Source organism: Sphingobacterium sp. 2149 (genome assembly GCF_031455655.1).
In the GTDB taxonomy this organism is placed as follows: Bacteria; Bacteroidota; Bacteroidia; order Sphingobacteriales; family Sphingobacteriaceae; genus Sphingobacterium.
In genome coordinates this window covers 400,838-424,048 of sequence record NZ_JAVDTD010000003.1, presented here as the reverse complement: position 1 = coordinate 424,048, position 23,211 = coordinate 400,838, and the positions used below count along the sequence as shown (strand labels likewise).

The window sequence follows — 23,211 nt, the reverse complement described above, 5'->3', positions numbered from 1 at the left end:
ATCATGAAAAGACTTTTGAGTTTACTTTGTCTATTATTTTTATGGGGCTGCAACCCCAGTTTTTTGGATTTAAAGAACAACAAATCGCAGTTTGTCCCATCGACTTTGACCGATCTAGAAATGCTGCTCAATAAATATCCAGTCATGAATACAGGGAATGGTCTCGGTATTGCCAGTGGTGATGAAATCGCTGTGGATGATAATATCTGGCTGGCATTGAAAAAGCTACAGGATAAAAATGCCTATATCTGGAGCAAAGATCTTTTTGAAGGTGAGGATGTGCCCGATTGGAACAATCCATATCAGACGGTTTTATATGCTAACCTTGTACTCGATGGATTGCAAAAATTGAAAGGCAAAGAGCAGGATGAAAGCACGCGACTTAAACTGGAAGGCTACGCCCTATTTTTTAGGGCGAAATCATTTTTTACTTTGGCAATGCATTTTGCTGCTCCTTGGGGAGATACTGACAACGAAATATTTGGAATCCCATTGCGGCTGGATTATGATCCGACGTTAATTTCTAAAAGGGCGACCGTAACGCAGACTTATGCACAGATTGAACGTGATTTGCTGCAAGCGTTGGATCAATTGCCCAAACAGGTGCCTGTGTTGTATCTTCCTGATCGGGCGTGTGCTATGATTATGCTTGCCAGGCTATATCTTGTCAAAAGTGATTATGAAAAAGCATTGACTTATGCCAATATGGCTTTAAACGAAGGGTATTCACTATTGGATTATAACGCTATTACGCCTGGTACTAGTTATACTTTTCCGGCCAGTGGAATAGGCAATAAGGAGTTTTTACTTTTTGAAAATGTTAATCAAGTTGAATATTTTTCCAAAACAAAATTGATCGTTCCGACCTCGTTTGTGGATTTGTTCGATAGTAATGATCTGCGCAAAAGCTATTTCTTTACTAAGGTTGGAAACCTGTATCAATATAGGGGATCGTATCTTGGTTCTGCTTCACTCTTTACAGGAATAGCGCTTGACGAAGCTTATCTGATCAAAGCAGAATGCTTAGTGCGTTTAGGAAAAGTCAATGATGGATTGCAGGCCGTTAATGAGCTCCTAAAATATAGGTACAAACCAGGGGCAGCACCCGAGTATAAAGATATGACGCAGGCTCAAGCATTGGCACTAGTGCTGTTGGAACGGCGGAAAGAATTGTATCTAAGAGGACATCGCTGGTATGATCTAAGGAGGCTCAATCGGGAAGATAATCTTAAGATAGACCTAAAGCGGACGGTGAATGGGACAGCGTATAGTCTTCCAGCAAGGGATAGGAGGTACACTTTTCCAGTTCCTGAGGAAGTCATTATAAAATCTGATGTGCTGCAGTTTAAACGGTAAAAAATAGGCTCCATCATAAATTTGATGGAGCCAATAATCAAGACATGAAAAACAAAATTATGATGTATCTATTGTTCTGGTTTGTAGGTCAGATCACTTGTGATCTGAACGTTCGACAATTGTGATGCCTCATCAACTGTTACCCCTGATAGGTCGTGATTATCGGGGTTTTCAATAAAGCGTGCACAGCGCATGTCATCGGGAGTTGCGTTACATTGACCCGACAAGGTTGGATCTGTAATTGCACTTCCTAATACATCATCACTTGGATTGGATGCATTTGTTGTAATCTGATACCAAGACGATGACACTTTTTTCTCAGCATTTTTAAAACTGTTAAATCCGATAAAGGATGCCATTGCAACGACCACAGCTACTGCGGCTTTTGCATTAAATTTTAATATTTTCATACATTTAGTGTATTTCTGTTTTTTATAATTGTGTTTTCCCCTTTCGATAGACTATTACGACCGATCTAGGACGAGAAGCCCTTAGTCTTTTGGCAGACGCGCCCTTCTGCCGAACCAGCCTTGGGCTCAGCTTCCGCTGTAACAGCTATTGCTAATTTCTTTATGAACCTAACTTCGTCATCAATTTCCTCTGATGTGAAATCCTTATCTTTCTATCAAGCAGTAAGCCTGCAATACATGCAATCGCGATCAGGCCATTGACCCAAAGATGTGCCTTCCAACTGATCGGAAATTCGAGGACACAATCGCACGGAATACTTCCCCAGGTATCTGGTAAGGCCAAGATCACATAGCTTGAAAAAACAAACATCAGGACGAGCGTAAACCAAAAGCCCAATCTTTTAGTTCCTTCAAAAATAAAGAGGGTGCCTGTAGCTAACTGTACGGCGGGTAGGATATACGATAGCATAATGCCATACCCATTGGCAAAAGGTTGTTTGATCATCGAAGCACGGAATTCGGTATAGGTAAATACCTTTTTCGATCCCACATAGATCCATAGACACAGCAAAGCGTAAGTCAATACCTGCAACACAAATTCCTGGGGATGCTTCCTGATGTACGAAAGCACCCCAGTTAATTTGCGCCCAAACCAACTACGTGACCCTACGTTTTGAACTGTATCCGCTGCTGTGCCTCCATCATGCTGTAAATATCTTCCGCCTAGTGCCATAATCTATTTTGTTAATCGCTTACTTACATTAGTAAGACTAAATTACAATCATAAAGACCCCTCGCGTTAGGCCAAACTTGATTGATCGATAGGCCAAGTTTGATAAGGGCAATTTATAGATAGCCTTGATATTCGGTCAATAAATAAGGATATCCCTTTGGAAATTCACCATAGGTATGGAGGTAGGCGAGCACGATGGGGCACACTTCGCGCAGGTTAAACATTTCGATGATGGCCGGTAGGTCGAGCGGATCAATCGCCGAGCTATCGTAGGTACGGAGTATAGCAGTGATATCTGCTTTAACCGATTCACGCCGCTGCTCTTTTTCATGGGCGTCGAGGTTACTGAATAATAGTTCTTGATATACGTTTTGAAGATCGACAACTTGTAAAATCTCATTGTGCCAATAATCGAGCTGAAAGCCATGTTTTAGCAAAATCCGAAATAATACTTCCAGACAATAGTGCAGTTCCATCGCCTCCATGTAGGGCGGCGAAAAGGTAAATACCATCAAATCCGCCCAGTTTTTATCAATTTCTCCATTCTCATGCGCCAATTGGGTCACCAGATCTTCCATTGTCATTTCATCGAAATAATACATGTCGCCGTCATGATTCTGATAGAGGTTACTGACAAAAGTGATTTCAGTGAGCATGCAGGAAATTAAGTAAAATAGCTCTAAGTAATCGTAGCCAATCGGTGGAAAGCAGATGTATAAATAATCATCAAGGCTTAATTTTTCTTCGGGCTGATCCACATGCGCGCTAACATCAGAGGAGGAGTCTGTCTCCCATACACTTGCGCTATCACTTTCCAGGTAACAGTCATAAAATAGCTGCCGGCTGTCCATGAGTTCCTGATGAAAGCTGCTTTCCTCCCAACCGCCAGGCGCCAACCGGCTCATCAGCTGCGGCAAAGCATCGTATGCATCTTGAAGGATGGCATGGGTAGTATTAACATCCAGTGTTTTTCTTTCTATAAAATTCATAAGAAAGTCGATTTAGTTTGATTTTTTATCGCGTCTTTGTTCGAGTTGTTGTTTAAACAGAGCGCTCGTCAAACCGGTCATCTTTTTAATAAATCGGTTCATTTCGCTCGGGCCACTAAATCCGACTTCATGAGCAGTAGTGCCCAGCTTATCGTGCTCCACAATAAGCTGCTCAATATAATCGAGAAGCAGCAGGTTGCGGTAGTCCTTCATACGGATACCGTAAAATTTGTGGAATTCGCGGCTGAGCTGTTGCGCGTCTGTCAGAAACACTGCAGCTACTTCTTTGATCAGCGCTCGAGCACCGCGCTGCAGGATCATAATATCCAGTAGCTGTCGGCAACGCACTGCAAGGTGATTGTTTATGTCAGTGTCACCCAGAAGCTTGAAACGGCTTAGATCGATCAGAAAAATCAGATGTTTGAGCAGGATATGCTCGTTGTTGAGCGTATTGGGGTTGAGTATGCTGAATAGGATACAAAGGTATTTGACAGTAATGGGACCCACACGAAAACCCACACTTTTGAGCGAAGTTGTTGACGCCTCTTTTTTTGCCTGAACCAAGTGTTTGAGAAATGAAAATTGTTGAATGGCCGGCGGCCTGAACATACCGGCATCCACGACAAAGCCAACCAGTATATGATGGCCTATAGGTAAATGTAAACGATAATGGCCCGATGCAACGTAAAAATAAGCGCCCTCAGAGGGACATAGCTCAAAACGGAATGCCTCATCCAGCCTTTCTCCCCAAATCTCAACTTCATTCAATAGCGGATAGATGACATGCAGGTCGTTCATATACACCTCAATCGTTACATCGGTCGACTTGCTGATCCAATACTCGTAAGCGTAGAGATAAGCATATCGGCCGTCAAAGATTTGTTCGCTGATCTGATTGTGCGAAGATTGCCAATGCCTCTCCTTCGCATGGCGAATGGGGTAACTTAATGGATGGGGAGGATCGTCAATGCTCTCGTATTCCGTACCAAATACGATTTTATAAGATCTTTTCATATTCTTTACAATTAGTTATGAGATGATTTTAGGAAGAATTCACCGTAAAGACCAAATAAAATGGTACATAACAGTATTTTTCGTGCGAATAACCAAAGTGTAGGGTAGATGACATTTTCAGATTGCACCTGATCGGTTTGTGCTGTCGTTGTCCTGCAGGCGTCCATTTGTGCTGTATGTACATTTTTTTTTGAAATCATTTTTCTTTGCCGACATCTTTGTTGCCATTGGATCCAATAAGGAGTTTTAAATTTTTGGCGAGGGAAGGTACAGCCCAAGGCCGGAAAATGGTTCAACAAATGATAGTATGAAATGGAGTCAACATGTGATTAAATGTGAAGAGGTATAGATATGCAGCCCTATACCCAAGAGGGAGTGTGCCTTTGCGAAGGAAATCACTCCCTTAATGAACCAATTGATGTCGGCTATGTGAAGGGCATACGTAACCGACAAAACCATGGTATTTTCAGCGGCAATCCTGTAGTTTTCTGTTTGTCGTAATTTCAGCTGCCTGATTTGAGTCTCAATTAATAATATTTTTGTTTATATTGAAATTAAATAAATATTTTAGGTAAATTTATCTTTCTAAACTTTTTTTAATTATAAACCCTTGTTTTAATGAAATAGCATGGATAAGTTAAATTATAGACTATTGATCGTTGACGATAATCCAGACTCGTTGGTGTATATTTTAATGTCATTGAAGGAACTTCCTTTTATCAATGACGACATCAAAATTGTTCGAAAGCCCATAGAAGCCCTCAACTATCTAAAAGAAAATGAGGTCGATGTGTTGATACTGGGTATGGATCTTGGAGATAAGGAGATTGATGGGATCAAATTGGCCAGTTTGATTCCCAATCCGCCCGTCATGATTGCTTGTTCAGCACATACAGATTATGTGTTTAAGGCAAATGAGGCCGGTTTTTACACCTATTTTAGTAAAAAGATCAGTTTCAATGTATTGAAGGCCAAAATGGAAGATGTGGTCGAAAAGGTAGATAAGAAATTGCAGGACCAAGGCAGAGAAGTGAAAAGTTTAACGATAAAAGATCTCAATAACGATAGGATTCAAATAGAAGTTGACCAGATTTTTTATGCGCAAGTAGACAACGATATTATCGATATCTATTTGGAAAAAGATAAGTATCAAGTTAAAGGAAGCCTAGGAGGGCTGCAGGCTAACCTTCCAGCAGCCATGTTTGCCCGCCCTCGGATAAATACCTTGGTCAATCTTTCCAAAATTGATCTCTTGCGTTCAGGTGAACTTCATTTTGTCAAACCAAGAAATGGTTTCCCTATTACAGTTACTCGATCTTATAAAGATAATTTTCGGCATCAATACGAAGTCTATAGACAGAATAATAAATAAAAACCGGTAGGGCTGCGCCATTTCATGGCATCAATCAATGCAATAATTTATGTTACAATTGAATGAAATCGTACAATTGCTGCGAGAAATTAACGACAAGCTGTCCTGCAAAGCCTACCAAATTATGCCAAAAGAAGGTACGCAGATAGAATGGAGTGTGGACGAACTGATGACTCGTATGGCTGTGGTATCACGCCTGGGTATCTCCGAACGCACGTACAACCGCTGGGTAAAATCGGGAGTGCTCAAACCCATTTGCTTGGGCAACAAGCATTATTACCGCGAACAGGACCTCCAGGATGCGATTAAGCGCAGTATAGACCGGGGTATGATCTAACATTGTTTTTTAAGGCTGATCTTTGGGAAAAGATCGGCCTTTTTATTTGGATGACGCTAAGTGAACTAACCTATTTGCTGCTTCCTCTTTGGGAATACGTTGGGATTAGCTCGCCCCTCGCTTGCCTATTCTATGGTATTTCTATGTTATCTGTTTGCTTATCCTATACCATTTCCTTGCTTATTCTTTGCCATTTGTTTGCTTATTCATTGGTCTTTCTTTGCTGTTTGGTTGCTGTTTCTTTGCCTATTGCTCGCCGATAGGTAGCTTTTCCACGGCAACTTACAAGCCATTACCTAGCCTTAACGCTAACTGAGTAGCCTATGAATAGTGTCAAATTAGCCTAAAGCAGGCAATTAAGGATTAATCCAAAAGCAGGTGAGTCTATATGAAGAGCGCTCGAAAAGCACAACGTTTTCTATCAAAATGCTGGATTTGATGCCGTCGGAAATGGCATATTCAGCCAAGTGACGTCAAATGGCGCCATTGAGCAAATCCCTTTCATACACCGCTTTACCTTAGTACCATGATATCGATATCGTGGCTGCCTGCAGCGCCACTTTAGGGTTTAACAATTTAAAAAATAATAACATGGCAAGATTTTTAAAAGGGATTCACGGATCCTATAGCGGAAAAGTAGGGAATGTCGTCGGAAGTTCATGGCGAGGAATAGATTATGTACGCTCTTTACCAAAAAAGAGCAGCAAGGCTTCGTCAGAAGCGCAGCTGGCGCAGCGGATGAAGTTTGGGATGACGACCAGTTTTCTCAAATCCATTAAAGATATCCTGATGCTCGGGTTTTCAGACAGCAAGCTAAGGAACAAAACGGGCTATAATGGGGCCTTTCAACAGCTGATCAATCACGCTTTTCGGGGTAACTACCCAGATTTTGCGATAGACTTCGCGGCAGTCAAAATTGCCAGTGGTAGTCTGGCAGCTTTGGTTGGCTTGGTTGTAGGTGAGGTGGCGCCCAGGGTGCTCAATCTGACTTGGGATCCGATCATCAATCGTTTTAATGCCTTTGACGACGATCAGGTGCTGGTCATCCTGTACGATGAAGCGGACAACCTCTTTTTTGCGTACGAAGGTGCGACAAGATCGGACGCAGCGATAGATATCGTGCTACCCGACAGCTATACAGGAAAGAAAATAGTGGGCTGGTCTTTTAATATCCATCGGGATGGGCTAATCACCTCAACGAGCCAATACTTAGGGGAGTTTGTGTTGAACTAGCTGCATCTGCATAAAGGGAGGCTGCTCGGTCAGGAGCACCTCCCTTTCATCCTGAACCCCGTTTACTATTAACAAATTAAAAATAAAATAAATGGAATCCATACAAAAACAACTGGTCTCGGATATCGAGGATATCTATTGGCCGCTAACAGGAAGACAGGTGCTTGGCATTGTACTGGTAGGTCTCCTCATATTTTTTATCTCAGCAGGGCTTTTGCTACAGGCGATCGATCCTACAGCCGGGGTATTGGATCTAGGTATCCTCTCCGTGCTGCTCTTTGCCGTATTGGCTGGCGCGGCGGCTATTTATTGCTGCTGCTGGCTCCAGGAAATCCTGTGGCAGCCTTTTAAGTTTTTCCGTCAGGAATTTAATTTTCACTTTAATCAATTGACATCATGGCAACAATGCATTATTTATTTTTCGGTATTCTTTCTGTCGCTATTCTCGTTCTTAGCCGTTTTGGCAATACTACTGTAGCTGACAGGAAGCGGTCAGGCAGTTATGCTGAGCTCCGAAGTACCAATTCTGGTCTGGAGCGGGGGAATAACCCATCAGTGAAACTATACTCCAGTTCGGGTGTACGCGCACGTATTGTCGATTTTGCTGTAAAGGAGATTGGCGTGCGCGAGGCCACAGGCAACAACGATGGCAGCAGGGTAGAGGAATACCTCGCGTATGTCGGACTGGGAAAGGGGCATGCCTGGTGTGCGGCTTTTGCCTCCTGGTGTTACGGCAATGCTGGATTAGCAGCTCCGCGGAATGCCTGGAGCCCGGCACTTTTTCCGGTGGCCCGGCGTTATACAGCCCAGCAGATCGGGCAGGGGAGTGTTCGCCAGGCAGATCTTTTCGCTATCTATAGCTCCAGTCTCCAACGTATCAACCATGTGGGGATTGTGCGCAAAAAAGAGGACAATTGGATCGTGACTGTGGAAGGAAATGTAGGTAATCAGGTCCTTTCAAAGCGGCGTCCTGCATCCACTATTCATGTGTTTTCAAATTGGCTGGACTGAAAGGAGGGGCTATGCTAAAGTATTTATTCAAGCGTGGGCGCTTTCTCATGATCTTCCCATTACTCTATTCCTGTAAACTTTATCAAAGCGAGCTGAAGGAAGCTCAGCGGGAAGAACAAACGCAGTCCAATTACAAGCAGCAACTGGATATTTGGTACAGGGGACTGAGCGACAGCCAATCGCGGTATTGGTTGTTTTGGACGGATAGCAGTTTTCGCTTTCACCCGGATAGTGGTCTAATCGGACAAAAGGGCCAGTTGGCCATGCTGGAATCTCAGGTAAGGATAAGTGCCAAACAGGAGGCTTCTACAAAAAGTAGCGCTAGCCGCATACAAATGCTGAAGCAGCAAAGCACAGAAAAATGGAGTGCATGGGCAGCCCTTAATCTTCGGATCATCGGATTGCTGTTGGTGGCATTTGCACTGGCTTGGAAATTTCGAAACTTTTTTAAAACTTTCTTGCGCTGACTGTGGTTTTTTGGATGCTTTAAGCAGCTTAGATCATTGTATTTTTATAGGCTAGGGGTGGTTTCCTAGCCTTTTTTTTCCTAAGATTTTTTTTCACTCGCATCCTTTCGGTCAAGAATAAATTCCTGTTTTGGAACAGCAAGTTCGATATTTTCGGCATCAAAGCTTCTATATATGGCAGTAAAAATATTGCTCTTAATAGTCCCTTCATTTTTAGAAGATCTAATCCAAAAATAGACCAAGATACCCACTGCTTGCGCACTTACCTGTGTAAATTGTATTCCCGAACCCATCGCATGTAGGATTTCGCCTTCTGCTTTAATGATATTTTCCAACAAGAGTTTTGTGCGTTCGAGATCTGCGCCATATTTTACTTCCAGTGTTATGCTGCTTCGTTTTTTTCCTCCAGATAATGTCCAGTTGAGCACATGGGCATTGAGCAGATCGCCATTGGGTAAAATTAAATCTGCGCCGCCATAAGTAGATATCACACTGCTGCGAAAACCGATGGATTTGACCTTCCCAGACACAGCGCCTATTTCGATCTGGTCATCTACATTGACTGGCTTCTCAAAAGCGATAATCAGTCCACTGACCAGATTATTGACGAGTGTCTGCAGACCAAAGCCTATGCCAACGCCCAAGGCTCCTATGATAATACCGATTTGCTGAATTGGAATGCCCAAAATGGAGAACGCCAAAAAGAAGCCTGTCACAATAATAGCGATGCGTATCAATAATATCCAGCTGCCCAGTTTGAAGCGATTGCTTTGATGCTGTTCTTCGCGCGAATTCCAAGGGGTGTCTGAAGCAAAAAAAGAAACGATCTTGGAGAGAACTGTGGATATAATGATAATGACTAAAAATATGGTCAGATTGTAAAAGGAAAAATGGTAACTGCCAATCTGATGATCGGACTGCAATACATCCCGCAATGGATCGGTGATAAATTTAAACTCGTAAAAATTTCTTCCAAAAATAATAAACCACCCTACTATCAACAGGCCGTAGAAAAAGGTTGGTGCCCTTTTGCCAAGCCGGTTATAATTGATATAAAACAACCGTCGCTCTTGATTTTGGTACACAGAAGAAGCTTTTTCCAATCCTTCGTTGACCAGCCGCACAATCCACAAAAATAGAATGCAGACAATCACGTTTGTGATACCAGCATTTAGCATGGCTTTAGCCAAGTTAAAGCGCCCAAAAAGAGTTAATAAGGCTGAAGTAAAGGTTATCCCAGCCATCAAACCAATCGGAAATAAAATCCATTCCTCTCTCAGCTCTTTATGATGCTTTTTATGGAGCAATATGCGTAGTCCAAGTAAAGAAGAACTTAGTGCGAGGCTAAAGATCACCCATCTTTCTATCCGTGACGGCTGTAGGATCAGATTGTCTAAGCCCGCCAAAATAAAGATGCCAAGGAATAGGTAGACAACTGTCAGCCAGTATTTGGTAATAAAGTTTTTTAAAATAAGGCATAGCATAAATGTACTAATGCTAAGAATAAAGAAAGTTAATATAAAGGGAGGTGATGGAAAAATAAACTGTGCTACTCCAAAACCGATTAATATGCCGCAGCTTATCGGATTACTGAGAAGCATACTAGAGGTTATGGCATTGGTATCCGCTACCTTTTTCCGCAGGGAATAAATGTAAATAGTGACAAGTAGCGTGCTGAGAAAAAAGAGAATGAATCTGCCCCAATACGAGCGCAGATAATAATAGGAAAGAATTTTGGCTTTCGTGTAAGAATAGTAACTAATCTCGTTGAAGGGGCGGTCAAATCTACTGGGCTCCCAAATATTAACAAACTCTCTGTCGAAAGTCTTTTGCGAAATCGACGTTTGAAAAAACTGTATCTCTTCCATATCGGATTCCAGTTTCATCAATTCAAGATTGATACGCATCTGATGCTTATGGATCATTGCTGTCCGTTGTTTCAGCTGATTAATAACAGGCGATACATCCATCGCGAGAATGCGTAGGCGGCCAACATAACCCAGCAGCTCAGCGGAGTCTTTCGGAAATATAAATAATGCTTGATCACTGCTCAGTGAATCCAGACCGAGACGAAAAGCATTTAGCTTTGCCTGATACCGATCAACTTCCTTTTTGTAGCTCTTTACCTGTATGGATAGTGCGCTTAAAATATTGTATGAAACGGTAAGATTTCTGGACGACTGCGCCGTACCCGAATTTTCAAATACACCATCCTTAGCAATTTTATGACGTATTAGAATCCGATCTAAACTGTTGTTGATCTGTACAGTGTCAAAGCCTTTCTTTAAAAAGGTATGGGCCTGCTGCCCCATAGTCTTAATCTCTTCTATGACATAACTCTGGCGTATCAAAGCTCGATCTTCACGCACATCCTCTTGACTTATTTTGGCAGATTTTTTAAAAAAAGATTCCATCTTAGCAACAAAACCACCACCTGTTGAATCAGCAGAATTGTTCTGTCCCCCAACGGTTATTAAAGGTTGGCAGACAAGATAAAATGAAATAAGGGCAAAATATAGTGATCTCATAGCAACGGGCTGGGCGTTTTAAGTGTATTAAGTCGACAATGGATTAGTATCTGGAACTAAATATATTAAAAAAATTATAGATATATAGCATGTTACGCAGCTCCATTTTTGCAGCTTTTATTCGTCTATACATAGCGAAGAAAAAAACAAACGATTTATGGCTTAAAGTGTTATCATTAAAATAGATAGATCTAAATTAAAACACATCATGAAAGCAATTCTTAAACTTTCGACTTTCTTCGTAATCATGTTTGCGAGTATTTCTCTGAGCCTAGCCCAGAACAAAGAGGACGTTATCTATCTTGCTGATGGAACACAAAAAAAGGGGAAGGTCATATCAATAACGGATGATGGTATAAAATTTTCCTACACCGGAGAAGATGTGCAGTATGAATTGAAGAAACAAACGTTATCAAAAATTGTATTTGCAAACGGTCGTGAAGAGGTATTTGAGAATACTGCCAGCACTTCCCGAGTCTCCACATCGACAGGAAATTTACTTGCTGTAATCCCTTTTGAGGTGGTCAGTAACGAATCTGGCTTAACCACGGATGCCATGCGTCGGGAAATTCAACAGTCCTGTATTGATGCGCTCAAATCGAGGGGAATGTCTTTCCAGATACAAGATGCACGTACCACAAATGCGGCTTTGTCCAAGTCGGGAATAGCCTTTGCAGATATTGCAAACCACACCCCAGATGATCTGGCCAGACTTCTAAATGTCGACTATGTGGTCTTGGGAGTTTATGACATACAGAATAAAGGTAGTATGAGTTACGGATCTGGCGTAGTTACCTATAACGATAAAAAGCAGGACAATAAATCGAAAGGTACGGCGGTGCAGTCCAATAATTCCTATACCTCCACAAATTATGATACTAAAGTGCAATTATCCATCTACGATTCCAACGGAAGACAGCTTTTTTCCGATACCAGAAGACCATTTATGGGTGGTTTGGACTCCTACAAAGGGGCGTTGAAAACTTTAGCAAAACGTATATCGTTAAAATAATATCATTTCGCTTTATTTAGCTCAAAAAGATGCACATAGGCCAGGCAGCGTTGGATTTTGAAGGGGAAGTAAAGGATTTTGAAGAGGAAGTAAATATATCAGTACACAAGAAAGCCGCAAAGAATGTAGTTCTTTACGGCTTTCATTTTTTAGTGCTTATGACGATAATGAAAGGTCAATAGCCCGGCTGTATTTATTTTTTCACTTCCGGAAGCTGAACGATCTTGATGATGTTCTGGTCACTGATATAGCGTTGAGCAACAGCTTTAACCAGCACTGGGGTCAGCTTGTCGCGTAACGATGCGCGTTCAAAAATACGGTACATATCATCTCCATTGTACAAGTTGCTGTACAGGTAGTTTGACCAGAAATCATTTGTTTTGAGGGCCGACTCATAGCTCAGCCTATCGTTCGCTTTGAATTTGTCGAGATTGACAACAGAAGGTCCTGCTGCTTTTAATTTCTCAATTTCCTCAAGTGAATACTTCGCCAGTTTGTCCGCATTGGCCACCGAACAGCTGAAAGCTACCGTAAGGGTGTAACGGGCATCAGGCAGCTTGCTATAATCCATCTGGATCGATGGCGAATACACACCACCTTCTTCTTCACGTAGTCGTTCCAACAAACGGATATCCAAGACTTCCCGAAAGGCCTGCAAAGCCATGTTATTAGCCTCACTATAGTCATATGGGCCCGAAAGAACAAGATAGACCATCGCTTTGTCTTCTTTGCTCAGCGCCAGCTTTTTCTCGATCTTCCCGTCAGGTATTTGGATGTTTAAATTACGGTAAGCGGGTGCTTTCGACGAGATGCTCGGTAGTCCACCAATATACTTGGCAAGCAAGGGCTTTATTTTTTCAATATCAAAGCTGCCCACAAAACTAAAATTGTATCCCGAAGCATTAGCAAAACGTTCTTTGTAGATGTCCAAAGCACGCTGAGGATTGATCTGATTGATTTTAGCCAGTGTTAGGCCTGTCCGTCGGATGTTATTGCCCGAAAGGATGGCCATCACCGAGTCTTGGAATACAGCGTCGCCATTTTTATCGCGGTCTTTCAGTCCGTCTTTGGCATTGGCCAGGATACCGGCAACAATGGTCGTGTCTAGACGCGGTTCTGTAAAGTATCCATACATCATCTGCAGGGCAAGTTCCAGATCTTTGTTGTTGGCGTAGCCGCTCACGCCCTGGGCAGTCTCACTGATAAAGGGGGATGCCGAGGCCGTTCGTCCGGCTAATGATTTTTCAAATTGGTCGGCAGTATAGTTGCCCAGTCCGCTCGCAGCAATGAGGCCAACGGCATTCGTCGCGCTCTGAAAATCTTTGTCATCGTAAAGCGATGTTCCACCGTAGGAATATCCCTGAAAGGTGATCTGATTGTTTTGGTAGTTGGTCGGTTTTAAGACTACCCGGACGTCGTTGCTCAACGTCAAAGTCGTGGTTCCTAACCTGCTGTCTTTTTCTTCTTTAACAATTGTACCGGGCTGTACTTCCTGTTTGAGCAGTGGCAGGTCGTTGGCTTCCTCCGAGAATGCAGTCTGCTTCTCTTTGGACAACGTAGCGATCCAACTGTTGATATCGGCCTCTTTCGGCAGATTTGCCTGATCGGCTTCAGGAGCTGAAATAATGATGTCGCGGTTGCTATCGGTTAGATACTGTTGCAAGAGCTGCTGGATATCCGAAAGGCTGACCGCCGGAAGCATTTCGCGCGTCAATTTCATTTCATGATCGATGCCCGGAGATGCTACATCGTTCAGAAAATGCTGAATATATTCCTGCACGTACTGTTCGGATGCAATTTTGTCTTTTTCTTGGAGCATGTTTTCCATTCCGCTCATATAGGTATCTTTAGCACGCTGCAGCTCCGTGGCTGTAAATCCATATTCTTTGGCCCGCAGCAGCTCGCGCCATACTGCATCAAATCCTTCTTTCAGACGGCCGGGTTTGGCTGTGAGCTGAATCTGGAATACATCCAGTCCGCCCATAAAGCCATTTAGTGATGCCCCGCCGCTCAAGAATGGCGGATTGGATAGCCGAAATAGCGGACTATATCGTCCTGCCATCATGGTGTTAAACAAGGTCTTGATCAGGTTGTGCTTATAGTCCGACAGGTTCTGTAATTTCCGCTCGGGGTGTTTGATGCTGATATCGATGGACGTTGCGGTAATTTCAGGATCCGTCACCACCATAAATTGGTTCTTGCCCTGCAACGGAATGGTATACGTTTGGCGGGGTGTTGGCTTAACAGGGTTTTTAAGCGCCGAAAACTGCTTTTTGAGAAGTTGCTCGGTCTGATCAACATCGATGTCGCCGACGACAATAACGGCTTGCAGGTTGGGGCGGTACCAGTTTTTGTAGAAACTTTCAATTTCCCGGTAGGGAAAATGTTGAATGACTTCTTCTGTACCGATGGGAATACGCTGGGCATATAGAGACTGATTAAGCGCTACGGGCAAGGTCTTGTCCTGAATGCGCTCGCCCAAGCTCTTGCCGGCACGTTTTTCTTCCAAAATCACGCCGCGCTCTTTGTCGATTTCTCGATGTGTTAAACTGATGCCCTGTGCCCAGTCCTGAAGAATCTGAAAGCCATTGCCAACAAGTTTGCCATCATTGGAGGGCAGCTGCAGTTGGTACACGGTTTCGTTGAAGCTGGTATACGCATTGATATCGGCTCCAAAGCTGATTCCATTTTTTTGCAGGTAGTCAACCAGGCTGTTGTCGGGATAATGCGTTGTGCCGTTGAAGGCCATATGCTCCAGAAAATGCGCCAGCCCACGTTGCTTTTCGTTCTCCAGGATAGATCCTACCTTGTTGACCAGATACATATAAACACGTTCTTGGGGTTCGGTATTCTTGCGGATATAATAGGTAAGTCCATTGGCCAGTTTACCATAACGGACGCTTTTGTCAAAAGGTAAAATGCTGGTGTCAGCTTCGTGGTGTGCCCACGCGATTTCAATCGCTCCGGAGGACGCATTGCTATAAGCAAGCACCGGACTAAAACCTAACAACGACAGGTAGAGCAATCTTTTTAAATGCATATAATTGAGTGTATAAAATAGCGAATTAGAATATATTTTTTAGCGTTTCATAAAGGGCATCGCCACGAAGGTTGATGCCGATGATTTTACCTGTGGGATCCAATAAATAATTGGAGGGAATACTTTTGATATGATACTGGAGGCTTACCTGACTCTCTGGATCAACCACATTGGTCCAGGTCATACCGTCGTCCGAGACGGCTTTTTTCCAGTTGTTGAGTGCGAAATCTGTGGAGACACCCAATACTTCAAATCCCTTTGCCTTAAAAGCATTATAGGCTTTTTGCACATGCTCGTTTTCCACGCGGCAGGGTACACACCAGCTGGCCCAGAAATCAACGAGCACATATTTGCCCCGAAAATCGGTCAGCTTCACCTGCTGGCCTGTAGTGTCAGCTAATGAAAATTCTGGTGCAATATCGTCGATTTTTAGATTTTGGAGGTTGGCGAGCTGATTTTTTACCTCCTGTCCCAGCGGAGATTCCTGCAGTGAAGGCGTCAGTTTGTTGAATAACTCGGATACAATTTTTTGATTGCTGGAATCTTTCAGCAGCGCTTGTAGTTTAAAAAGGCTCAGTACACGATCGCTATGCTGCTGCACATAATTGATCTGCGCTGTCTGTAGTGCGGCAGACCACTTGTTGAGGCTCGCGTCAATTGTATTTATGGTGGTCCGTGCCGGCGAATCCATGCGAAAACTATCCTGGGAAAAGGCATTCTCTGCCTCGAAATAGGCAGCCATTAGCGTATTGATGCTGTCGAGTATGATTTCGTTTGCTTTGTCAAAACTTCTGGCTTCGGTATTGAGTGCTGAGCCAGCAATGTCCGCTTGGTTGAGCTGACCAAACCGGGCCCGAATGTTAATCTTGCCCGGGTGAAGATAAAAATCCAATGTTTCAGATCGTTCCCCCGCAGCATCCATGTAAAATAGGTTCGCGATTTCGGGTCCTTCGGAAGTACCTGTAAAGTGAAAATGACCTTGTTCCAGCCGGGCAGAATCAAGCAGGAGATCGGAACCAAAACGTTGCAGAAACAGTTTTCCCCGTTGATTTTTTGGTACGCCAGCAAGCGTTCCCTGAAGGTGGTAGGTTGCTTTTTCCTGCGCCTTAACGAAGCATATGGAATAAAGAAAGGCAAAAGCTAATAGCGTAACTCTCATTGTATATCGTGTTTAGTTGTTATATCCCGGATTTTGCGTTAATTGCCTGTTATTTTGAAGCTCAACGGTCGGTAAAGGGTAGAGCTGGGCAAACGTCTTCCAGGTGGTCGGTTTTGCTTTTTTCATCACATTATCGGCTAATCCCAAACGTTTGAGGGTAAACCAACGGTCGCCCCATTCGAAACAGAGTTCGACACGGCGTTCTTGCACGATTGCTGCACTGACCTGAGATTTGGTTAAACCATCGGATAAATTCGAAAGTCCCGCACGCCGGCGTATGGTATTGAGGTCTTCAACCGCTGTTGGCAGACCAAGTTCCAGACGTGCCTCGGCGCGGTTGAGGTATTGTTCTCCTAGGCGCAACACCGACGTATACTCATTGTTTGCAGATCCGGCTTCGCCTTCCGAACGGTATTTGTTGATCTGATAGCCGTTTACCGTTTCTTCAAAACGGACAAAGTTTTCTTTCCGTTTATCGTTCTCCTCAAAGGCTTGCAAAAGACCCGTTGGATCTTCAGTCACACCAAAGCTGGCAAATTCTCCTTTTATACCGATACCAATGGAGGCGCCCATACTGTTCCATAACTGCAATATCTGCTCGGGATTATTTTTGGTGAAGATATCCATTGGCTCAGCCCCATCCGCACGGTCAAATTGGCCCAGTTGGAACAACTGCGACTGTGCAATCACCTGACTGGCGGCCTGCTCGGCTTTGGTCCACTCTTTGGTGAATAGGTATATACGCGAGAGCAGAGCCAGTGCTGCCCACTTATTGGCCTTCACGCGTTCGCCCGGATAATCTGATGCCAAAAGCTGGCTGGCATCTTGCAGATCTTGAATGACCTGCGTATACACTGCCGCTGCCGCCACGCGTGGTTTGAGGCGCTCTTCCTGATAATTGGTCGTGAGTACCAATGGAACATCCCCATAGAGGTTGACCAAAAAATAGTAATTGAGTGCACGCATAAATTTGGCCTGACCGATGGCTTCATCCTTGCCCGCTTGCGTCATGCCCTTGGATTGTCCAACGCCTTCAATGATTGCATTACTAACCCCAATGATGGAATATAGATTTCCCCAAAAGTCATTCGTCTGCGCCGAAAAGGGATTGAGGTTGTAGCTGTACATAAAACTATAGCCTGGGTTGAAGCTATTGACACCGGGTATCAACTCGTCAGAAGATAATCCCGTGTTCAGTGAAAGATCATTTTGATAAGCAGCAAATCGGCCATACATCCCGACCACCACACTGTCGGCCATGGTGTCATTCGCATAAATTTGGTCCGTCGTGTAGATATATTTTGGTGTCACCTCCAGCAGCTTGTTGCAACTGCTTGCAACGACAGCAACAGGTAAAAGGAGGCTGAATAATTTGATATAGTTGGTTTTCATATCCGTGGTCTAAATGGTTTAAAATGAAGTCCGTATCCCTAGCGTAAATGTGCGCAGCATCGGCATATCCACGCCGGTCTCTGGATCTGTACCCTTGTAACTGGTGATCGTCAGTAGATTGGCCCCAGTCGCATAAGCGCGCAGGTTTTTAAGTTTTAGCTTCTCGAGAATCTTGCCGGGTACCGAATAGCTCAAAGTAATATTGCTTAAACGGATGTACGACCCGTCCACAAAATTGGCACCGGATGAATTGTAATTGGACATGGTGCTGGAGTTGGTGGTATAGGCCGGAAATTTAGCTTCCTCACCCGGATGCTGCCATCTGTCCAAGACAATTGCGGGGGCATTGATTACGCTTCCGGCACTCGTAAAGGGATAATTATAAATATGTGTGTTCTTTTTAAAACTGAAAAACACGTCTAGATCAAAGTTTTTATAATTGAACGAGTTGCCCAGACCACCAAAGAATGTCGGAATATTGTTCGCCAAAGGGACATAGTCATCTGGAAAACTGATAAAACCGTCGCCATTCACATCGCGGAATTGCGGTTGCCCATCTGCAGCATTGATTCCCAGATATTCATACCCCCAGATCAGATTTAATGGTTTACCGATCTGATAAGTGAGGCTATTGGAAGAACTTGCAAGATTGGGATAAGACAAGAGCTTGTTGCGGTTGATACTCATGGTAAAGTTTGTTTTCCAGGTGAAAGCCAATGTATTGATCGGCGTGGTCTGGAGGCTAAATTCCCAGCCGCTATTCTGTACATTGGCATCCAGGTTTTGATTGACCGAACTAAAACCCACCTGTGTAGGTAATCCATAGCCAACTAATTGATTGCCAGACCGATTGCGGTAATAGTTTGCTTCAAAGATGATGCGGTCTTTCAAGAAGCCCATTTCAGCAGCAAGGTCAAGTTTTTTGTTGACTTCCCACTGATAATTTGCATTGAATGGGTTCTTGGGAAGATAGCCCTGCCCTTGGTAATTGTCGAATATACGTTCGTAATTGACGAAATAGGAGTAGTCGCCAATATTATCATTACCCGTCAGACCATAGCTGCCGCGCAATTTGGCAAAACTCAAGCCAAACTGATTATCCTTTAGCCAGCTCTCTTCGCTGAGGATCCAGGCTGCACCGACAGACCAAAAGTTACCATATTTTTTCCCTGGACCAAAACGGGAAGAGCCGTCACGTCTGACGGTTGCATTGATGACATATTTTTGGTCAAATGTCCATCCCATACGAGCAAATCCCGAAAGAAAACGATACTGAGTGTCCTTGGGCTCGATGTTGATAATTGGTGCGGCAGAGATGTCCCTAATCTGACTGTCGTCTGTATAGCCGTTCCCACTTGTGGTAATTGCTGAATTACCGCGATGGATATAAGTACCCCCGAGAAGGGCACGAAATGAACTGCGCCCCACGATCAGATCATAATTCAGCTGAGGCTCAAAATTGAAGGTAGCGGCGCTGGCCTTAGTAAAACTGTTGTTGCCCAAGATATTTTCGGACGGCCTGAATGATCTCCGTGGATTGATGGCGAGCTGGTCCATTTTCATGCGCGTATAACCGGTATTGATTTTGGCCACGAGATTAGGTAACAACTCATAACTCAGCGCAATATTGCTGATTAAATTTTTAGTTTTATTTTCAAGCGTACGCTCCAGCGCAGCAATGGGGTTATCTATAGTCCAATTCAATTCTCCATCAGCATCATAAAGGGAGAAATTTGGAGGCAGGGTCTGAAAGTTGGTAAACGATAGTGGAATGACTTCGTTTTTATCCGTTGCATAGCTCGCCGAAAGGGAAGCTTTAAATTTGCCGTCGTTACTGTTGTAGTCGAGGTTACTTCGGAAGTTACCGACGGAAAGACCATTTTTCTTTTGATATACAGTGTTTTCACGCCTAAATCCACCGCCAAGGAGGTAGTTGAAACCCGATGATCCACCCGATAGCGATAATTCAGCATTGGATGTATGGGCGACATTGCCAAAATATTCTTTTTGCCAGTTGTGATCTTCAGTTTGGCTCCATTTCAGCAGGTCAGGGTAGTCATTGGGCGTAAATTCGACACCATCGTTTTTTGCAGCTTCACGCCGCATCTCCAGATATTGGGCGGTATTGAGCATTTTTACATAGTTAGCAATAGAACCAAAACTATGGTAATAATCAGCACTGATGGTGGGGCGACCTGCCTTACCGCGTTTGGTCGTGATCAGGATCACACCATTGGCACCCCGGGCGCCATAGATGGCGGTAGCATCTGCATCTTTAAGTACTTCAATGCTGGCAATCGTGCTTGGGTCGATACTTTTAAAAGGGCTTTCACCCAAATAGGAGGAGGTAAGGCCATTCGCACCGATATAGGCGAGTGAATTGCTATTAAAAGGAATACCATCAACAATGTACAAGGGTTGTCGCGCTTCACCATCCTGATTGACGGTATTAATACCCCGTATCTGCACTTGGGTCTGTATGCCCGGTAACCCGTTGAGGGTATTGATCATCATACCGGGAACCCGATTTTGGAGCGCAATGAGTGGATCTGCTGTCGGTGTTTTCTCAATGGTGGCTGCAGTGACACTAGAAGTAGAGCCCGTATTGAGCCGTTTGGATACCTCTTGTCCATAAGACAGTACGCTGACTTCATCGAGCAGGTTCTGCGTCTGCAACAGTTGCATGGTAACGGTGTTTTGGCTAGTTGACACAGCAAGCTGCCTTTCTTCGTAACCAACGGAACTGAATACTAAGGTATCCGTATGGCTGGTCCGCTCGATTTTAAAAGCGCCTTTATCATTGGTGAAAGTGACTTTGTCGTTGCTTTTGTTGTAAACGGTTACCAATTCTACGGGACCGGATTTGTCCCGTACAGTGCCGTCCACAAAAAGCTGTTTGGCAGGTTGCTGTTGTTTTTGATGCTGTTGGCCGCTTTTCTCCCGCGGAAGAATGGTGATCTCTTTTCCAACGATCTTAAAAGTGAACGGTAAATCCTTAAAGGCTTCTTCAAGAACATCACGCAAGGCTTTATCCTTTGCCTGAACTTTAACGACGGTATTAAGGTCTATCTGATTGCCAGAAGCAATGATGTTATAGCCTGTCTGTTGTCGGATGGTTGAAAAAAGTTCTTTGAGTGTTGGTTTGCCCTGATAATTGAGCTGTTGACCAACGACTGTGCTACCAGCAAGAAGCGACGTGACCAAGAGCAAGTTTTTTAGACGATTCATCGGGTCTGTGATTTAGGTTAATGTGTTTATATCTCTGTATTAAAAAGGCTTCGTTATTTATTTTTGTGGACAACTATTTTGCCGTCACGATAGTTAAAGTTTAATTGACCGGTGCTTTCCAAAAAGGTAAGCGTTTTGGTCAATGATTGATTTTTGTCGATAGATCCCCAAAAGACAAGCTGTTTCGTAGCAGAGTCTTCGTATTCAAAATCTACATTGTACCATCTCGAAAGTGTAGCCAAAATGGCATCGAGCCGTTCGTTGTCAAATAGGAAATATCCTTTCTTCCAGGCCGTCGCTGCTTCGATATTGGCCGGTAGAATCTGGATCGATGTCTTGGAGATGAGCGATCGCTGTCCGGGTACAAGCAGGCGTTGATTTACATCGACCGAACCTTCAAGCAGCGTAGTTTCCACAAACTCGCGGTTGTCATAACTGTTGATGTTAAAAATGGTGCCTAATACCTTGACTTCTTGATTTCTGGATTTTACGATAAAGGGTTGATGTGGATTTTTGCTTACTTCAAAATAGGCTTCTCCTGTTAACGAGACTTCCCGCTTGGCGGCAGAAAATTGCATTGGATAGGTGAGTGTCGAAGCAGCGTTCAGCCATACTTTACTCCCATCGGGCAGGTTGACCTGATATTGACCACCTTTGGGAACTTCAACAATCAGTTCGCGCGATTGCAATTCCGTGTCGCTCACAGGCGATCCATCCAAATAGACAGCCGTACCGTTGACGATCTTAACACCCGATTTGCCTCCGTTGAGTGCGATGCTTGATCCGTCTTCCAATTTCAGGATGGCCTTTTCTTGTCCGGGTTTGAATTGATCTATCGCGGCTAGGGTATCGCGATGCGACTGTCCACGCGGGATAAAGAGTAAAGCAAAAGCAATCAGCAGGACGGCAGCTGCAGCGCTGATCCAAGCGGCTCTCCGGTACAATGGCCTACGCGAAGCTGGTTTTGCATCAAGCTGCTCCTGGATTTGTAGGAGTATGGCATTTTTGCGGTCTTCCTGTGCGGCGCCATCCAATTCCCATTCCACAGCTTGCTGCGATTCGTACCACGATTCTATCAGCTGGTTTTCCGCCGCTGAACTGATGCCGAGTTCGTATTTCAATAAGATTTCTGCAATGTTTTTCTGTTCCATGAGCGCCATTGTTTATAGTATAGTTGCACCAAAACGTATTTGGTGGTAGATAAATATTAAAAAATGATGAAATTTATTTTAAGTCGATGAGAAGGAGGAGAAGAAGCGAATAGAGACCTTGTTTCTTGAGGTTGTTTCTCAGAATGTTCAGTGCGTTGCTGATCTGTTTTTTGACCGTTTGGTCAGAGATGTCCAGACGTTCTGCAATTTCCTTATAACTAAGTTGTTCCTGTCGGCTCAATAGAAATACCTCTTTCATTTTTGCTGGGAGCCGTTCAATTTCACGATCAATAATCTGCTGAAGCTCCTTACCTTGCTGCTGTTCGCTCAACGAAAATCCGGTTACTTCAATATATTCCAAAATAGACGCAATCAGCTTTTTTTGATTGCCTTGGGTTCGGTGATAGAAAAGAGCGCTCTTGCGGGCAGCACCATATAACCAGCCGTGAATATCCTGTATTTCGGACGATTGTGTCTTATTCCAGAGGTTGACGAAAATATTCTGTAAAAGATCCTCAGCATCGGTCTGGTCTTTCACCAGTTTGGACAAGTAAATTAATAGGGGATCCCAATAAGATTTAAAAACAAGGTCGAACACCTGCCTGTCACCCTGCTGTAGGCGCTGAAGGATATATTTAGATTCGATCTCATTTTTAAGATTCACGTTAGTCGTAGTAGGTGACGACAAACTTAGATAAATTTGTGATTATTTGCAATAAAAGGTCCCGCTCGATTTTTAATGCCCAACTGTTTTATGCAAACATTTTTGTTTTGGCGGT

The 23,211-nt window shown here is 43.8% G+C and carries 21 protein-coding genes; 9 read left to right on the top strand and 12 right to left on the bottom strand.

The window, feature by feature from the left end; all coding sequences use genetic code 11:
* The first annotated feature begins 3 nt into the window (after window positions 1–3).
* Entirely contained in the window at window positions 4–1,356 is a 1,353-nt protein-coding gene (locus J2X77_RS06465) for a RagB/SusD family nutrient uptake outer membrane protein (protein WP_310079768.1), read from the top strand.
* A gap of 68 nt (window positions 1,357–1,424) precedes the next feature.
* Here J2X77_RS06465 and J2X77_RS06460 read toward each other — a convergent pair whose 3' ends face one another.
* From J2X77_RS06460 to J2X77_RS06440, 5 genes are all read right to left on the bottom strand, one after another.
* Window positions 1,425–1,766 (bottom strand): hypothetical protein, encoded by a 342-nt coding sequence (locus tag J2X77_RS06460; RefSeq protein ID WP_310079767.1) that lies wholly within the window; start codon window positions 1,764–1,766, stop codon window positions 1,425–1,427.
* A 160-nt stretch (window positions 1,767–1,926) separates the two neighbouring features.
* Window positions 1,927–2,499: a MauE/DoxX family redox-associated membrane protein gene (locus tag J2X77_RS06455; protein WP_310079765.1), complete on the bottom strand. Its 573-nt coding sequence runs from the start codon at window positions 2,497–2,499 to the stop codon at window positions 1,927–1,929.
* A gap of 113 nt (window positions 2,500–2,612) precedes the next feature.
* Window positions 2,613–3,488 carry a hypothetical protein gene (locus J2X77_RS06450; RefSeq protein ID WP_310079763.1) on the bottom strand — a complete coding sequence of 292 codons (876 nt, stop codon included), beginning with the start codon at window positions 3,486–3,488 and terminating at the stop codon, window positions 2,613–2,615.
* Between the two features lie 12 nt (window positions 3,489–3,500).
* The gene (locus J2X77_RS06445; RefSeq protein ID WP_310079761.1) at window positions 3,501–4,502 is read right to left on the bottom strand and encodes a helix-turn-helix domain-containing protein; all 1,002 of its coding nucleotides are present in this window, start codon (window positions 4,500–4,502) and stop codon (window positions 3,501–3,503) included.
* Window positions 4,503–4,513: 11 nt separating this feature from the next.
* Window positions 4,514–4,702 carry a hypothetical protein gene (locus J2X77_RS06440; RefSeq protein ID WP_310079759.1) on the bottom strand — a complete coding sequence of 63 codons (189 nt, stop codon included), beginning with the start codon at window positions 4,700–4,702 and terminating at the stop codon, window positions 4,514–4,516.
* 428 nt (window positions 4,703–5,130) lie between these two features.
* Between J2X77_RS06440 and J2X77_RS06435 the strand changes: the two genes are divergently transcribed.
* The 6 genes from J2X77_RS06435 (at window position 5,131) to J2X77_RS06410 (ending at window position 8,922) form a co-directional block, all read left to right on the top strand.
* Window positions 5,131–5,874: a LytTR family DNA-binding domain-containing protein gene (locus J2X77_RS06435; RefSeq protein ID WP_310079757.1), complete on the top strand. Its 744-nt coding sequence runs from the start codon at window positions 5,131–5,133 to the stop codon at window positions 5,872–5,874.
* A 49-nt stretch (window positions 5,875–5,923) separates the two neighbouring features.
* A complete protein-coding gene (locus J2X77_RS06430) occupies window positions 5,924–6,211 on the top strand; it encodes a helix-turn-helix domain-containing protein (protein WP_310079756.1) in 288 nt (95 codons plus the stop codon).
* Window positions 6,212–6,802: 591 nt separating this feature from the next.
* Window positions 6,803–7,444, top strand: coding sequence for a DUF6266 family protein (locus J2X77_RS06425; RefSeq protein WP_310079754.1), 642 nt, complete (start codon window positions 6,803–6,805; stop codon window positions 7,442–7,444).
* A gap of 91 nt (window positions 7,445–7,535) precedes the next feature.
* Window positions 7,536–7,922 (top strand): hypothetical protein, encoded by a 387-nt coding sequence (locus J2X77_RS06420; RefSeq protein ID WP_310079752.1) that lies wholly within the window; start codon window positions 7,536–7,538, stop codon window positions 7,920–7,922.
* Window positions 7,841–8,455, top strand: a complete 615-nt coding sequence (locus J2X77_RS06415; RefSeq protein ID WP_310079751.1) for a CHAP domain-containing protein — start codon at window positions 7,841–7,843, stop codon at window positions 8,453–8,455. Before J2X77_RS06420 ends, J2X77_RS06415 begins: the two co-directional genes overlap by 82 nt.
* 11 nt (window positions 8,456–8,466) lie before the next feature.
* The gene (locus J2X77_RS06410) at window positions 8,467–8,922 is read left to right on the top strand and encodes a hypothetical protein (RefSeq protein ID WP_310079749.1); all 456 of its coding nucleotides are present in this window, start codon (window positions 8,467–8,469) and stop codon (window positions 8,920–8,922) included.
* An 80-nt stretch (window positions 8,923–9,002) separates the two neighbouring features.
* Here the strand turns inward: J2X77_RS06410 and J2X77_RS06405 are convergent, their stop codons facing one another.
* Window positions 9,003–11,450 carry a mechanosensitive ion channel domain-containing protein gene (locus J2X77_RS06405; protein WP_310079747.1) on the bottom strand — a complete coding sequence of 816 codons (2,448 nt, stop codon included), beginning with the start codon at window positions 11,448–11,450 and terminating at the stop codon, window positions 9,003–9,005.
* Between the two features lie 208 nt (window positions 11,451–11,658).
* On the opposite strand from J2X77_RS06405, the gene J2X77_RS06400 reads away from it, so the two are divergent.
* Together J2X77_RS06400 and J2X77_RS06395 are read left to right on the top strand one after the other, a co-directional pair.
* Window positions 11,659–12,462, top strand: coding sequence for a hypothetical protein (locus J2X77_RS06400; RefSeq protein WP_310079746.1), 804 nt, complete (start codon window positions 11,659–11,661; stop codon window positions 12,460–12,462).
* A 29-nt stretch (window positions 12,463–12,491) separates the two neighbouring features.
* A complete protein-coding gene (locus tag J2X77_RS06395; RefSeq protein WP_310079744.1) occupies window positions 12,492–12,644 on the top strand; it encodes a hypothetical protein in 153 nt (50 codons plus the stop codon).
* An 11-nt stretch (window positions 12,645–12,655) separates the two neighbouring features.
* Here the strand turns inward: J2X77_RS06395 and J2X77_RS06390 are convergent, their stop codons facing one another.
* The 6 genes from J2X77_RS06390 to J2X77_RS06365 all read right to left on the bottom strand — a co-directional run bounded on the left by J2X77_RS06390 (window position 12,656) and on the right by J2X77_RS06365 (window position 23,096).
* Window positions 12,656–15,502, bottom strand: coding sequence for an insulinase family protein (locus tag J2X77_RS06390; RefSeq protein ID WP_310079742.1), 2,847 nt, complete (start codon window positions 15,500–15,502; stop codon window positions 12,656–12,658).
* A 25-nt stretch (window positions 15,503–15,527) separates the two neighbouring features.
* Window positions 15,528–16,661 (bottom strand): TlpA disulfide reductase family protein, encoded by a 1,134-nt coding sequence (locus J2X77_RS06385; RefSeq protein WP_310079740.1) that lies wholly within the window; start codon window positions 16,659–16,661, stop codon window positions 15,528–15,530.
* A gap of 12 nt (window positions 16,662–16,673) precedes the next feature.
* On the bottom strand, window positions 16,674–18,053 hold the full coding sequence (locus tag J2X77_RS06380; RefSeq protein ID WP_310079738.1) for a RagB/SusD family nutrient uptake outer membrane protein: 1,380 nt from the start codon (window positions 18,051–18,053) through the stop codon (window positions 16,674–16,676).
* Between the two features lie 18 nt (window positions 18,054–18,071).
* Complete coding sequence (locus tag J2X77_RS06375; protein ID WP_310079736.1) at window positions 18,072–21,281, bottom strand: SusC/RagA family TonB-linked outer membrane protein; 3,210 nt, start codon at window positions 21,279–21,281, stop codon at window positions 18,072–18,074.
* A 53-nt stretch (window positions 21,282–21,334) separates the two neighbouring features.
* Entirely contained in the window at window positions 21,335–22,432 is a 1,098-nt protein-coding gene (locus J2X77_RS06370; protein WP_293884928.1) for a FecR family protein, read from the bottom strand.
* Window positions 22,433–22,505: 73 nt separating this feature from the next.
* Window positions 22,506–23,096 (bottom strand): RNA polymerase sigma factor, encoded by a 591-nt coding sequence (locus J2X77_RS06365; protein WP_209575077.1) that lies wholly within the window; start codon window positions 23,094–23,096, stop codon window positions 22,506–22,508.
* Window positions 23,097–23,211 lie beyond the last annotated feature (115 nt).